This window comes from Echinicola sp. 20G (assembly GCF_015533855.1).
Classification (GTDB): domain Bacteria; phylum Bacteroidota; class Bacteroidia; order Cytophagales; family Cyclobacteriaceae; genus Echinicola.
The window spans coordinates 2,109,548-2,124,659 of record NZ_AP024154.1 but is presented as its reverse complement, the minus strand read 5'-3'; the positions used below and the strand labels follow the sequence as shown (position 1 = coordinate 2,124,659).

General features: G+C 41.8%; 11 protein-coding genes and 4 tRNA genes. 6 read left to right on the top strand and 9 right to left on the bottom strand.

Features of this window, described 5'->3' with window-relative positions:
- Positions 1-39: 39 nt before the first annotated feature.
- From JL001_RS09240 to JL001_RS09220, 5 genes are all read left to right on the top strand, one after another.
- Positions 40-3,153, top strand: coding sequence for a TonB-dependent receptor (locus JL001_RS09240; RefSeq protein WP_200975811.1), 3,114 nt, complete (start codon positions 40-42; stop codon positions 3,151-3,153).
- Between the two features lie 18 nt (positions 3,154-3,171).
- Entirely contained in the window at positions 3,172-4,695 is a 1,524-nt protein-coding gene (locus tag JL001_RS09235; RefSeq protein WP_200975810.1) for a RagB/SusD family nutrient uptake outer membrane protein, read from the top strand.
- A 62-nt stretch (positions 4,696-4,757) separates the two neighbouring features.
- Positions 4,758-6,119 (top strand): glycoside hydrolase family 5 protein, encoded by a 1,362-nt coding sequence (locus tag JL001_RS09230; RefSeq protein WP_200975809.1) that lies wholly within the window; start codon positions 4,758-4,760, stop codon positions 6,117-6,119.
- A 12-nt stretch (positions 6,120-6,131) separates the two neighbouring features.
- The gene (locus tag JL001_RS09225; RefSeq protein WP_200975808.1) at positions 6,132-6,998 is read left to right on the top strand and encodes a family 16 glycosylhydrolase; all 867 of its coding nucleotides are present in this window, start codon (positions 6,132-6,134) and stop codon (positions 6,996-6,998) included.
- A 110-nt stretch (positions 6,999-7,108) separates the two neighbouring features.
- Complete coding sequence (locus JL001_RS09220) at positions 7,109-8,422, top strand: DUF4990 domain-containing protein (protein ID WP_200975807.1); 1,314 nt, start codon at positions 7,109-7,111, stop codon at positions 8,420-8,422.
- A gap of 303 nt (positions 8,423-8,725) precedes the next feature.
- Here the strand turns inward: JL001_RS09220 and JL001_RS09215 are convergent.
- From JL001_RS09215 to JL001_RS09200, 4 genes are all read right to left on the bottom strand, one after another.
- Positions 8,726-8,798, bottom strand: a tRNA-Lys gene (locus JL001_RS09215).
- 100 nt (positions 8,799-8,898) lie between these two features.
- A tRNA-Arg gene (locus JL001_RS09210) sits at positions 8,899-8,972 on the bottom strand.
- Positions 8,973-9,004: 32 nt separating this feature from the next.
- A tRNA-Pro gene (locus JL001_RS09205) sits at positions 9,005-9,079 on the bottom strand.
- A 106-nt stretch (positions 9,080-9,185) separates the two neighbouring features.
- Positions 9,186-9,258 (bottom strand) — tRNA-Lys (locus JL001_RS09200).
- A gap of 282 nt (positions 9,259-9,540) precedes the next feature.
- On the opposite strand from JL001_RS09200, the gene JL001_RS09195 reads away from it, so the two are divergent.
- Positions 9,541-10,173 (top strand): SH3 domain-containing protein, encoded by a 633-nt coding sequence (locus tag JL001_RS09195; protein WP_370567359.1) that lies wholly within the window; start codon positions 9,541-9,543, stop codon positions 10,171-10,173.
- A gap of 5 nt (positions 10,174-10,178) precedes the next feature.
- Here JL001_RS09195 and JL001_RS09190 read toward each other — a convergent pair whose 3' ends face one another.
- From JL001_RS09190 to JL001_RS09170, 5 genes are all read right to left on the bottom strand, one after another.
- A complete protein-coding gene (locus tag JL001_RS09190) occupies positions 10,179-10,805 on the bottom strand; it encodes an LON peptidase substrate-binding domain-containing protein (protein WP_200975805.1) in 627 nt (208 codons plus the stop codon).
- Between the two features lie 171 nt (positions 10,806-10,976).
- A complete protein-coding gene (locus JL001_RS09185) occupies positions 10,977-11,882 on the bottom strand; it encodes a sugar phosphate isomerase/epimerase (RefSeq protein ID WP_200975804.1) in 906 nt (301 codons plus the stop codon).
- Positions 11,883-11,958: 76 nt separating this feature from the next.
- On the bottom strand, positions 11,959-12,510 hold the full coding sequence (locus JL001_RS09180) for a gluconate 2-dehydrogenase subunit 3 family protein (protein WP_200975803.1): 552 nt from the start codon (positions 12,508-12,510) through the stop codon (positions 11,959-11,961).
- 12 nt (positions 12,511-12,522) lie between these two features.
- On the bottom strand, positions 12,523-14,202 hold the full coding sequence (locus JL001_RS09175) for a GMC oxidoreductase (protein ID WP_200975802.1): 1,680 nt from the start codon (positions 14,200-14,202) through the stop codon (positions 12,523-12,525).
- 35 nt (positions 14,203-14,237) lie between these two features.
- Entirely contained in the window at positions 14,238-15,104 is an 867-nt protein-coding gene (locus JL001_RS09170) for a hydroxypyruvate isomerase family protein (protein WP_236252758.1), read from the bottom strand.
- Positions 15,105-15,112 lie beyond the last annotated feature (8 nt).

Here is a 15,112-nt window from a genome sequence, read left to right as displayed (position 1 = left end):
AATAACAATAAATAGATAAATAACCTAACCCAAAATCCTATGGAAAGAAGAGCTACTCTTGTATTCTTCATTTCCTGTCTTCTCCTCTTGCCCATGCTAACCTATGCGCAAGATCGTGAGATTACAGGTAAAGTAATTTTAAAAAATGACGGTGACCCTCTCCCAGGTGTAGCCGTTATGATCGAAGGTTCTGGCACAGGAACCATTACTGATGTTGAAGGCCTATTCAACATAAAAGCCTCCCAAGGCGATGTTCTCGTTTTTAGCCTTTTAGGTATGGAAACCCAAAAAGTAACCATCACCAATCAATCCAATCTGGAAATAAGTATGGAGGAAAACCTCAGCTCACTGGAGGAAGTGGTCGTTGTTGGGTATGGTGTACAGAAAAAGAGTGTCGTTACAGGTGCCATCTCTAGTGTCAAAGGAGAAGATCTGGAAAGCATGCCTATTAACCGAGTGGAGCAAGCTTTACAAGGACGAACATCTGGCCTTACTGTAGCAGCAAGCTCCGGTCAACCAGGCTCAGGAGCAACTGTCCGTGTCAGAGGCCTTACTACTTTTGGCAACAACGACCCGCTATGGGTAGTGGATGGTGTCGTAGTAGACAATGGCGGCATTGGCTATCTAAACCAATCGGACATTGAATCTATAGAGGTTCTTAAAGATGCCGCATCCCAAGCTATCTATGGTGCCAGGGCAGCAGCGGGCGTAATCTTGGTCACTACCAAAAAAGGGGAAGCAGGGAAAATGCGCGTGAACTACAATGGTTATTACGGCACATCTGCTCCTGCAAAAAAACTTGACCTACTTAACGCCAGTCAGTATGCCATGATCAGGAATGAGGCTGCTGTAAACGCTGGAAATGCTGCCCCTTTCCCTAATCCAGAAAGCTATGGAAAAGGCACCGATTGGCAAGACCTCATTTTCAACGACAATGCCATGAGACAAAATCATGAATTAAGCATTAGCGGCGGAAGTGACGTCTCCACATTCTATGCTTCCTTCGGCTATTTAGAACAAGAGGGAATTGTTGCTTCTGACATCTCCAGGTACAAAAGGACCAACATCCGCTTAAACTCCGAACATAAGCTAGCCAAGTGGCTCAAAGTTGGGCAAAACTTAGGGTATGCCCATGATAAATCCATCGGCCTAGGCAATACAAACAGTGAGTTTGGAGGGCCATTAAGCTCTGCAATTAACCTTGACCCGATCACTGAAGCAGTAATTACTGACCCCAATATTGCCAATCAACCTCCTTACGGCACGAATCCAGTTGTAAGAGACGCTATGGGGAACCCATATGGGATCAGCACTATAGTCGCCCAAGAGATGACCAATCCCCTAGCCTACATGCAAACCAGACTTGGCAATTACAGCTGGTCAGACAACATCGTGGGTAATGTATACGCAGAAGCAGAACCTATTGAAGGATTAAAACTGAGATCCACATTGGGTGCTAAACTCTCTTTTTGGGGTAGCGAATCTTTTACGCCTATTTTCTATTTGAATGCCACCAATGTCTCCAATCAAACCAAGTTTAGTAGAGGCCAAAACAGACGCTTTGACTGGAACTTAGAAAACACCATATCCTATTCCAAAACCATCGACAGCCATAACTTTACAGTATTATTGGGTCAGGGCGCGTATTTGGACAATAGAGGAAGATCACTTGACGTGACATTCTTTAATGTCCCAGCCAGCAACTTTGATGACGCCTCACTGAACTTCAAGGTTCCCAATGACCAGAGAACGGCCGATGGATCCGAAGGAGCGGGACATGCTGTAAGCTCATTGTTTGCCCGAGCCAATTATAACTATGCTGAGAAGTACCTTTTAGAGGCATTGGTAAGAAGAGATGGCTCCTCTCGTTTTGGAACTAATAACCGCTATGGGGTTTTTCCTTCATTTTCCGCTGGCTGGGTAGCCAGTCAAGAAGACTTCTGGCCTACTAATGCTGTAATCAACTTTTTGAAAGTTAGAGGTGGCTATGGTGTTGTGGGGAATGACAACATTGGAGACTTTGCCTTCCTTTCCACCATTGGAAGTGGCAGAAACTATACCATTGGCAATACAGGAAGCTATGCTATTGGCTATAGTCCTAATGCTCCTTCTAACCCAGACCTAAAATGGGAAGAGACCAGTCAAGCAAATATCGGATTTGAAGCCACCTTGTTTGAGGATTTTAACATCACTTTTGACTGGTACAAAAAAGTAACTAATGGTATCCTTCAAAATCCCAGAATACCGGGTTATGTCGGAGCGATTTCCAACCCAGCAGCCAACATCGCCGATATGGAAAATAGAGGGGTAGAACTTGAAATTGGATATAGAAAGCAGTTGGGAGCCTTAAATCTATCACTAAGTGGTAATGTTTCTTACCTAGAAAACGAGGTCACCAATTTAGGAGAAGAGATTTCCTACCTTTCCGGGGGACAGAGTTTTCAAGCAAGCTCCTATCCCATCACCCGCACAGCTGTCGGACAGTCTATGAATTCATTTTTCGGATTTGAAACAATGGGAATCTTCCAAACAATAGAAGAGGTAGAAAACTACACCAATAGCGAGGGCAATATGATCCAACCCAATGCCCAGCCAGGAGATTTTATCTGGGCGGATTTGAATGATGATGGGCAAATAACAGAGGAAGACAGGACCTTCATTGGAAACCCAACACCTTCATGGTCCTATGGCTTTACGGCAAATCTAGAATGGAAAAACTTTGACATGGTTCTCTTCGGACAGGGAGTTGCTGGAAACAAAATTTTCCAAGGCCTTAGGAGACTGGATATAGGCAATGCCAACTGGCAAACCGAAGCTTTAGACCGATGGACAGGACCTGGCACTTCAAACGATTACCCAAGAATCGTCGAAGGTGACCCTAATAAGAACTTCAATAATCCTTCAGACTTCTACCTTGAAGACGGCTCTTATTTCAGAATCAAGACATTGCAATTCGGATATTCCTTACCCAAAAGCTTAACCGAAAAAGCAGGAATGAACCGAGCTCGTATTTACGTCATGAGCGAAAATTTGCTAACCATCACCAAGTATACTGGCTATGACCCTGAAATAGGCGGGGGTGTCATGAGTATTGACAGGGGCATCTACCCTCAAGCACGTTCATTTATGGTAGGGGTTCAAGTAGGATTTTAACAATAAATGCAATCAACTATGAAAACATATCAGATAAATATTCTAGCATCAGCATTTGCCCTACTTACTCTTGGCGCATGTTCTGATTCTTTTCTGGAAATAAAACCAAAAGGCACCAACTTAGAGGCCAATTACTATCAAAACCAGCAGGAAGCTTATAATGGGCTAGTTGCGGTATATGACGTTGTAGGATGGCAAGGCGGAGGTTTTGTCACCAAACAAAACGCGCTAAACGCAGCATCAGATGATCACTACGCAGGTGGCGGTGGCCCTACTGATATCACCGCTTTACAAGTATGGTCAAATTACACTTTAGACCCTTCCACAGGTCCGCAGGGGGAATTATGGAGAAAAGGCTTTTCTGGAGTTTTCCGAGCTAATGTCCTCTTACAAAAACTCCCAGGAGTTCCAATGGATGAAAATCTAAAGGCCAGATATGCCGCTGAAACCAAGTTTTTGAGGGCTTATTTCTACTTTGACTTGGTAAGGTTTTTTGAAAACATCCCATTACTGACCGAGCCTGTTTCCACTTCAGAAATGTACAATGTGCTGCAAGCAGAACCTTCAGCAGTATTTCAACAGATAGAAACGGATCTCAAAGAGGCGATCGAAAACTTACCAGCCTCTATTGACCTGGCAACTGAAGCTGGACGGGCAACAATTGGAATGGGCAGGGCGCTACTTGGGAAGGTTTATCTGCACCAAGAAAAATTTGATCTTGCAGCACAAGAGTTCGCTGCAGTTAATGGAACTCCTGGAGAGACCAGTCAATATGGATATCAGCTGTTGGACAATTTTGGAGACTTGTGGGTTGTCGACAATAAGTTTAACAGCGAGTCCATTTTTGAGATTAATTTCACCAGTCAATCCAATGGAGACTGGGGTTGCGTAGCCTGTACGGAAGGAAATGTTTTAAACATCATGGTGGGACCAAGAGGTTACAATGCCATCAGTGATGATGCTCCGGACTACGTTTCTGGTTGGAGCTTCCTGCCCTTTACGGAGAATTTCTTTGACGCCATCCACGGAGACCCCCGGTACAAATACACCTTGGCCAACCTTGACAGCCTTGAAAAAGCCGGAGCAGTCACTTATGAAAAAGGATATATGAATACCGGTTATTTCCTTGAAAAATACGCCGGAAGGCAATCAGGAAGATCAACCGGCGGAGGTGTTATGGAATTGAATTTCAGACAAAACATTTATGAAATCAGGTTAGCTGACACCTACTTAATGGAAGCAGAGGCATTGGTCAGAGGAGGAGGAAATCAAGGACGTGCACAGCAGTTACTAGACGCAGTCAGAGCTAGAGTAGGTCTTGCCCCTATCCCGGCCAACTTTGAAAACATCATGGAAGAAAGACGTCTGGAATTGGCAGGAGAAGGTCATAGATGGTTTGATCTAGTAAGAACAGGCCTAGCTGCCCAAGCTTTAGCAGACAGAGGTTTTGTAGCCGGTAAACACGAAATACTCCCTATCCCACTTCTGGAACTGGACAACACCCTGATTGAACAGAATCAGGAATACGGAGGCACAAAATAACCCTAGCCCAAAGCCCTCTAGATCAGCCTAGCTGACCAGAGGGCTTTCAAATTCCTTTTAATATGATAAAACTATCAAACCTATTCTATCTATTTCTTATCACCCTCCATTTAAACCTAAATTCAAGTTGTTCCTCAAAAAATCCCTCCTCCGATGAAAGCCAAACAGCAGTCTCATCTCCACTAACCAGATTAGCCGCAGATGGAACAAAAGTAGTCAACACAAGTGGGGAGGAAGTTATTTTAAGAGCCGTTGGACTTGGAGGATGGCTCCTTCAGGAAGGCTATATGCTTAACCCCAATGGAAGTGATATCGGTACGCAGTGGCAAATGAAAAAAGCCTATTATGATGAAGGCCTCACTTTCGAAGAAGTAGCTTCTTTCTATCAAAATTGGCGGGACAATTTCATTACTCAAGCCGACATTAATGACATTGCCTCTATGGGCTTTAATGCAGTAAGATTACCCATGCATTATGAGTTGTTCTTTACCAGTGAGCAAAGATACCTGAGAAATCAGGTAATTCAATCACCAGAAAAGATCGATGAATATATCTCAGGTTTATCCAATTGGATGGATCAAGGCGACCTTTTCAGATCTCCTGATGAACTTGAAGGGATTAAGGTTATTGATCGGTTATTGGATTGGTGTGGAGAAAAAAACATGTACGTCATTCTGGACCTCCATGCTGCACCCGGCGGACAAGGCACCGATAGCAATATTGCGGATATTTTGGTCAAAAACGACTTATGGAACCGAAAAGACAATAAGGGAAGATTGATCTACCAAGATGTCACACTAAAACTGTGGGAAATGCTAGCAAGACGATATATTAAAGACGACCGAATAGCCTTTTACGACCTGATCAACGAGCCTAATAACGTCCCATCAAACCTACCAATCCATAATCTCTTTGAGAGCTTGATCAATAGGATCAGAAGCTTGGGTGATACTCATTTGATAATGATAGAAGGAAATGAATGGGGGAATAACTATGACCATATGGTGCCAATTGCATTCTCACAAAACCAGAACCTAATCTATAATGCCCATCGATATTGGATTCCCGTCGAGGAGGACACGGTTCCTGACCCTAACCCTAATCAGATCAATAGAATTGTCAACTTAATCGCATTCAGAGAGAAATGGAATGTCCCTGTTTGGGTAGGAGAAACTGGCGAAAATAATCCCCAATGGCTCAAGCAAAATATAAAAAAACTGGAGCAAGCCAATATCGGCTGGTGTCATTGGACCTACAAAAGGTTTGATGAGTCAGAAAATGCAGCCCTTAGACATATAAATGGCCAATACCCCACCAAAGGAAAATCCGTAATACAGGAAGTTCTCAAAAACATACATTTTGAACATACCATACCTAACAATACTACAATCCAATCGGTAGCTCCAAATGAAATCAATTTGTAAACTATACTATTTATGAAACCTCAATTAGCAGCCTTTAAAACACTAGTTTACTTATCCATCGGTTTACTCCCCCTGTCCTGCGTAGGCCAATCGGAACCAACCACTCCCAATATCCCTCCCCCCACCCCTATTAAAGACCTTGGTTGGGAATTTGAGGATCATGCCATCTGGAAAGATGAATTTGACTATACTGGCTTGCCAGATCCCAAAAAATGGGGCTATGACTTAGGAGGAGATGGATGGGGAAATAATGAACTACAATTTTACACCAATCATCTATCCAATGCCGAAGTAAAAGATGGAGTCCTTACCATTACAGCCAGAAAAGAGGAAAAGGAAGATAACCGTTTCACATCAGCCAGGTTGGTAAGCAAAAACAAGGGAGACTTTTTATATGGTCGGTTTGAAATAAAAGCAAGGCTTCCTGTTGGCAAAGGAACCTGGCCAGCCATATGGATGCTTCCTACTGATTGGGAATACGGAGGATGGCCGGAATCTGGAGAAATCGACATCATGGAACATGTCGGTTATGACCAAGACCGTGTACATATTACAGTTCACACGGAATCTTACAACCATAAAATGGGAACCCAAGTAGGCAAAAATAAATTGGTTGACCATGCCAGCCAAGCCTTTCACCTTTACAGAGTGGATTGGACTCCTTATGCTATCAGAGGCTATATCGATGATAAATTACTATTTACCTTTACAAATGAAGGAAACGGCTATGCTTCCTGGCCGTTTGACAAGAAGTTTCACCTTCTGCTCAATTTGGCTATCGGAGGAGATTGGGGAGGTGCTGAAGGAATCGACGAAACGGTGTTCCCAGCCACTTTTAAAGTAGATTATGTCAGGGTTTATAAAATGATAGAGAAATAGATTTTGACACCAAAAAGCTGAATTCGCCCTGCTATTTATAAAAATAGCAGGGTTTCTTTTTACCCTACACTCCCACACAAACTTCAACTCAGTATTGATTACATTTAAACATGAAGTCATTACTAACCCTCTCCCTTATCCTTCTCACCTATTGCCTTTCTGCAAAAAATTATTTTGTAGCAGTTAACGGAAGTGACTCCAATCAAGGCAGCCTTGATGCACCCTTTGCAAGTCTCCAGCACGCGCAGGAGCTGGTGGTTCCTGGCGATTCTGTATTTATCAGGGGAGGCACTTACAAAATAACTGAAAATCAAATTATGAAATATAGTTCAAATGAACTTTGGGCTTACGTATTTGAAATGGACAAAAGTGGGTTAAACTCATCTCAAAAGACTTATTACGGAGGCTACCGATCAGAGCGACCAGTGTTTGATTTATCTGCCGTGCGCCCAAAAGACAAGCGAGTAATCGTATTCCATGTATCTGGGTCGAACCTCCACTTTAAAAATTTCGAGATCATAGGTACGCAAGTGACCATCATAGGACATACCCAATCAGAATGTTTCCGCAATGAAGGTGGCAACTACAACACTTACGAACACTTAGCAATGCATGACGGTATGGCTATTGGCTTTTATCTCACCAAAGGGTCACACAATATGATTTTGAATTGTGATGCATACAACAATTATGACCCCATCTCAGATGGGGGAAAGGGTGGAAATGTTGATGGCTTTGGAGGTCATCCTACCAAGGAATCCAGTGTAGGAAATATATTTAAAGCTTGTCGTGCGTGGTATAACAGTGACGATGGCTTTGATCTAATCAATTCTAAAGCAGCAGTAACCATAGAAGACTGTTGGTCCTTTTACAATGGCTACCAGCCAAAAACCTTACTTGCTGCTGGTGACGGCAGTGGCTTCAAGTCCGGCGGATATGGAATGTCTTCCACGCCAAGAAACCCGAGAGTCATCCCGAAACATAAGGTCATCAATTGTTTGGCTTACCATAATCGAAACCAAGGTTTCTATGCCAACCATCACCTTGGAGGCATAAGCTGGATCAATAACACTGGCTACCAAAACCCCTCAAATTTCAATATGCTCAACAGAAAATCAGCCGAAGAAACAAAGGATGTACCCGGGTATGGCCATATTATTAAAAACAACGTATCCTATGATCCTAGAGTATCAAAACACATTACCCAAGTTGATTTGGAAAAGTGTGAACTATCAAACAATTCTTTTTCATCAAAAGAAATCTCCCTCTCAGATTCAGACTTTGTTGGACTTGACGCATCAGAGTTAGCCTTACCACGGAAAGAAGATGGGAGTTTACCTAAAATTGACTTTCTTCGACCAAAAGAAGGAAGCATTTTGCATGCTTCAAAGATGGGATATACTTTTAAACAAAACGATAAGTAATTCTAATCAACTCCTTATATCATCAGAAATTCTATCTCGATAAGAATTAAATCAGTCAATAAATGAATAGCTTGGATCAAGCAATATTTCTAAGGGAGAGATAAACCAGGTATAAGTATTATTGGTCTACTACCTTAAAATTATTTAAACCACAATACCTGTCCCAATTATGGGGATTAAAAGGATGAATATTAATTTGAATCAACTTTTAGCTTTTATTCAATATTGCTTGATCCCTTTTTCTTATAGAAATCATTAAGCATTCTAAAACAAAAAAGCCCGACTCGAAAGTCAGGCTTTTCGTGATCCCGCTGGGGCTCGAACCCAGGACCCATACATTAAAAGTGTATTGCTCTACCAGCTGAGCTACGGAATCATGATTTTCCGAACGGCAGTAATTTCATATACTACCACCCCAAAACTATGGGAACCCGGAATCTTTAATAAAGAAGAAGCGGAAACTTCTTTCCGCTCTGTGATCCTGAAAGGACTCGAACCTTTAACCTACTGCTTAGAAGGCAGTTGCTCTATCCAGTTGAGCTACAGGACCGTTTACTTATATTTCAAAGTAATACTGGATTGTCGGGGTGGCAGGATTCGAACCTGCGACCTCCTGCTCCCAAAGCAGGCGCGATGACCGGGCTACGCTACACCCCGTAAGCTTCTCCCTATACTTTAACAAGGAATTTTATTTTGAGAATTCAAATTTAACAACTTCATTATTATATAATCAAGATATTATCAAATTTAAATTTCAAATTTGTGATCCCGCTGGGGCTCGAACCCAGGACCCATACATTAAAAGTGTATTGCTCTACCAGCTGAGCTACGGAATCATTTTATTTTCTCAGAATGGCAATTTCTTGCTTTACCACTCCAATATATTTCAAAGCCAATGAGATCATAAAACCTCTATTAATTGGACCAGGAAGTACTTTTAACTTCCATTTTTTTGTCAATTTCGACTTGCTTTTTGTTATATCTTTGTCGTAATTGGACTGCAAATTTAAGAGACCAATTTGAAAATGCCAAACATCAGCCGAAAGTTTATTGTAAAATTTTTAATATTTTTCACTTTCATATTGCAAAGCATTAATTGTCAAGCAGATAACAAAAGTTTGATTTTAGCAGATTCTTTGTTTAACGCAAAAAGCTACAAAGAAGCCTACAATATCTACTCAGACATTCTTCAAACTGAAGACTCATACTCTCCTGCCATGCTGCTAAAGATGGCCTACATCACGGAAGGAATGGGACAATACAATGATGCCACCCTTTACCTTTCCAAATACTATGACCACAACCCAAGCCCCAAAGTAATCAGCAAAATCAAATCCCTAACAGATCAGCTTGACCTAAAGGGCTATGAGGTTTCTGATCGAGCACAGTTTTTCAAACTACTTACAGACTACCAACAAGAAATCACTTCTTTCTTTGCCTTATTGCTCGTTGTATCTTTAATCTTGGCCATTGTGAGAAATAAGGCTACCAAACCAAAATACTTTATCCCGAGCATGATCTTGTTGCTTTGTACATTTCTTAGCAATAACCTGCTGAAAAGCCCCCAAACAGGGATCATTAAAGACAGTCCCACTATCATCATGGGAGAACCCACAGCTGCTGGTAAATTCATCAAAAAAGTAAACCCTGGGCACCGGGTTACCATAAAATCCTCAGAGGACATTTGGTATCAAATAGAGTGGGAAGGAAAGGAAGCTTATGTAAAAAAAGAAAACATTTCCAGACTATAATAACATCAAAAATCGAGAGGGTCTAGCGACTTGAAATGTCCATTCATCTTGACCCTTTCCCTCGCTTTTTCCAGCTCCCTGGCAATGGGGAGCATTTTTTTTAGATGATTGGTTAAATAAATCAGACTCTCAGATTCTCGTTGCATCTGAATCAGGGCATACTCCTCTTCAAGTTTAAGTCCTAGCTTATGGGCGAAAGTAAAAGAATTCACATTTTCAAGCCCTTCCGAAGCATCAACCCCCATCAACCTGAGCATTTCCCTCAAATAAAAAATAAACTCCTTGAAAACTCCCCCAGAAACCTTATTATCCTCTTCCAAAAGTTCTACTTCACCTCCCGCATACAACTTGCTACCTAGAGGATTTTCAAAAGTATTGATTTTAAACACACCAAGACCCTCGGTCTTGATATCCAACCTTCCGTCCTCATATTCTTTGTAAACCTCCACCAACCTCACCATAGTACCGTGTGACATCAATCGATCTGTAAAAACACATATACCAAATTGCAATTCCCCTGCGATACAATCCCTAACCAGCTGCTTATAGCGAGGCTCAAAAATATGGAGGTTCAAACGTTCCCCGGGAAAGGCAACTAATTTTAAAGGGAATAATGGAATGGCTAAACTCATAATGGTGATTTGTTAAACCCAGTACTCATGTCACGCTATTACTATGAACGAATAAACCCGAGGAAAAAGTTGGGATAACTTGAGGAGAATTAACAAAAGTCAAGCCATTACCTGATAAAAAAAAGCAGGTCAAATTGACCTGCTTTAGATTCACATAGTTTTAAGCTGTTATTAGATTTCAAGCTTTTTCAAATAGGCTGCATTTTTCTCGGCTGCCTCTAAAGGAGTTACCCCTTCAAATTTTTCTTGCTCTACGATGAAATAATCCATCCCATTGTCCTTGGCAGTCCTTAGCACTTTAGAATAGTCAATGCTTCCTTCACCTATTACAATAGATGCATCAGCCTTTCCTTCAGGAGCTCCTTTTTCCCTATCTTTAACATGACAAAGCCTAAATCTGTTTTTATATTTTTCAAAATAAGCTTCAGGATCAACACCAGCAGTAACCGCCCAATAGATATCCAACTCATAATCGACTAATTCTGGATCTGTATTTTCCAACAAAAAGTCCTGCGGCATCTGGCCTTCCAATTCCTCAAATGTATAGCCATGGTTATGGTATGCGAACCTCACCCCATTGTCCTTACATATTTGGCCTACCTCATTAAATCTATCTGCTATTTTTTTCCATTCCTCCATGGACTCCTGAGGTCCAATCCAAGGACAGATTAGGTATTTCATCCCAATCTCTCCAGCTTCTGCCGCAAGTTTCTCTGTATTGTCAAATACATTGGCATGCGATGCTACAAAGTCCAAACCCAAATCTTCTGTGAAACTCTTAAATTCGGTATTTTTCATTCCCCAGAAAATCCCTTTTCCTCCGTCAAATCCTTCTATCTGATTGTAACCGTAGCTTGCAATTTTCTTTATAGTCTCTTTGGCATCTGCAGCCATATCCTCTTTCACAGAGTATAACTGAACACCAAATTTCGAAATGCTTTCTTTCACAGATTCCGCTACCGTTTCTTCAACTATAGCGGTTGTTTCTTTCTTAGGTGAGGAGCAAAACTGCAATGGCAAAAAAGCACCTGCTGTAAATGCTGCACCCAACTTCAAAAACTTTCTTCTTTCTTTCATTTTAGGGGGATCTTAATAAATCAATTGTAATTCAAAAAGCGGGACATCAAATAAATGCTGTCCCGCTTGGTATCTGTTATATCGCGTACGCTTTGTCTCCTTTTTTGTAATCAATGCATGGTTCCCATTTTCCTGGTACCTCTACATAATTCAACGCCTGAGTGGCTCCAATTTCCGAAGTAAAATATCCCAAAACGGTCAAATCCTTCAACATATTGAAATACTTTGGACCATTTTCTTCTTTTGCTTTTTTATTGAGCTCATTCAAATAAGCGGTTCTTTGCTCTTGGCTGGCATCCATGAAGTCTTTTCCTATCTCTTCTTTAAAACCCTTCCTAAGCGCATTCAAACCATCAATAAACTCCTTTTGTTGCTCTTCCCAGTAGGTGTCTTTCACCATCATTACCATAAAGGAACCGATACCTACCGCTTTTGCTCCAGGAGTATCTGTAGTTGGAATGATAGTGTCACCAATTTCATCCAAAAAGGCTATTTCCTCTGGAGTAAAATCAAGACCTTCAATTTGCTTTTCAGGTGTACAACCTGTCAATATCGCATTCGCACCGACCATGGTTCCTCCCATCATCAGCACAAAGCTTTTCAATGCATCTCTTCTGTTCATTGCCATAGTTTGTGTCTTTTAAAGGTTACCTTTTTTAAGTTCTTCTACTGCAAAATTTGCTGCTCTAGCTGTCAATGCCATATAAGTCAGCGACGGATTCACAGCAGCTGCAGAAGTCATGGCAGCACCATCGGTCACAAACACGTTTTTGGCATCCCAAACCTGATTATGCTCATTCAGCACAGAGGTTTTTGGATCTCTTCCCATTCTGGCTGTACCCATTTCATGGATCCCTTGACCAAAAGTATATCCAGAGTCATAGGTATGAATATTCTTGGCACCAGCTGCTTCCAGCATTTCAGCAGCATCCGCCATCATATCCTTACGCATCTTCATTTCATTGTCCTTGATCTCGGCATCCATCACCAAAGCGTACATCCCCCACTTATCTTTCACATCCTTACTTAGGGATATTTTATTTTCATGGTACGGCAAAATCTCACCGAAAGCCGTCATACCAATACTCCATGGTCCTGGCTCGGTCAAAGCCTCTTTTAAAGGACCTCCAATATTGATCTCACTTACGTTTCTGCTCCAACCACTTCTGCTTGCTCCCCCTTGGTATCCGAAACCACGAACATAATCACGCTTATCATCTCCCACATTTCTGTATCTCGGAATATAAATACCTCCCGGCCTTCTTCCAAAATAATACTTATCATCATATCCCTCAATAGAACCACTTGCCCCTAAACGGAAGTGGTGGTCCATTAAGTTATGTCCCAACTCTCCAGAACTGCTCCCTAAACCTTCAGGCCAAATATCAGTTGCAGAGCGCATCAATACTTGCGCTGAATTCAAGGCAGATGCACACAAAAAGACAATCTTTGATTTGTACTCTATGGTCTCCATGGTTTCGGCATCCACTACCTCTACCCCTGTCGCTTTTTGACTATCTTTATCATAAAGCACTTTATGAACAATAGAGTAAGGCCTAAGCGTTAGGTTTCCGGTAGCTTCAGCTGCTGGTAAAGTTGAAGACTGTGTACTAAAGTACCCTCCAAAGGGACAACCTAACCAGCATTTGTTTCTTGACTGACAACCTGGTCTTCCAGGCAGTGGCTGGGTGATATTGGCTACCCTCGCATTGATAAAGTGGCGCTTGCCCTCAAACTTTTTCTCTATTCTATCTTTTACATCCTTTTCTACACAGTTCATCGCAAAAGGCGGCATAAACTGCCCATCAGGAAGTACATCCAAGCCATCCCTATTTCCAGAAATCCCGGCAAACTTCTCTACATAATCATACCAAGGAGCGATATCCTTATACCTGATTGGCCAATCTACCGCAATTCCTTCTTTTGCATTCCCTTCAAAATCCAAATCTGACCAACGGTAACTTTGTCTACCCCAAAGTAAGGAACGTCCCCCAACTTGATATCCTCGAAACCAAGTAAAAGGTTTTTCCTCCACATAAGGAGAAGTGTCTTCATGAGCCCACCAGTCCAACACCAATTCATTCAACACGTAATCGCGCTTCAAATTAGGGTGGTTTTCTACCATCTCGGTGGTTCGACGCCCTCTGTGAGGGACCTCCCATGGAGGCAAAGTGGCGTTCTTGTAATCTTTTACGTGTTTAATGTCTTGCCCTCTTTCCAGCAGCAAAACTTTCAATCCTTTCTCGGTCAGCTCTTTAGCAGCCCATCCGCCACTAATCCCTGAGCCAACGACGATTGCATCATACTCTTGATTTGCCATAATTCATCTATAGGTTTTTAATAGGTTATTTCGGTTTAAATGTCACAAAGGGCAATGGCATCTCTCAAGGATGCAGCTTTATCCTCTGCTTTGGGTATAAACTCCTGAGCAATATACCCCTTAAAGCCTGTTTTAGCAATGGCCTTAATAATAGCTGGATAATTCAGCTCTTGGGTTTCATCTATTTCATTTCTTCCTGGATTTCCAGCAGTATGATAATGGCCATAATACTGATGGTTCTCTCCAATAGTCCTGATCACATCTCCCTCATCAATTTGCATGTGGTAAATGTCATAGAGCAATTTAAAGTTATCACTATCCAATCTTTTGCACAACTCCACTCCCCAGACACTCTTATCACACATATAATCCGGATGATCCACTTTACTGTTCAACAGCTCCATCACCAAGGTAACCCCATGCTTTTCGGCTATTGGCAATAATTTCTGTAAGCCCTTAACACTATTTTGAAGACCTGTCTCATCATCCATCCCATTTCTGTTGCCACTAAAGCAAATCAGGTTTTTGTATCCATTCTTGGCGACCAAAGGAATCATCTCTGAATAATTCTTGATCAATGTATCATGATATTCTGTATGATTGAAACCTTCTGTCAGGCTGATCTCTGCACCATTGCACATGGAACTGTATACCCCGTGCTTCTGGGCTGTCGGCCAGTCTTTTGGCCCCATCAGGTCAATCGCGCTAAAACCAATATCTTTCACCAACACACATAATTCATCCAATGACAAGTGACCATAAGTCCATCTACAAACCGAGTGGTTTATATTTCCTTTCAACATAGTTTTTTTATTCTTGGCTTCTAAATTCAATAGGGGCAAGCCGCTAATGGCAGCTGACCCTAATAGCATTTTCTTTAAAACTGATCTTCTCTGCGACATAATTAAAT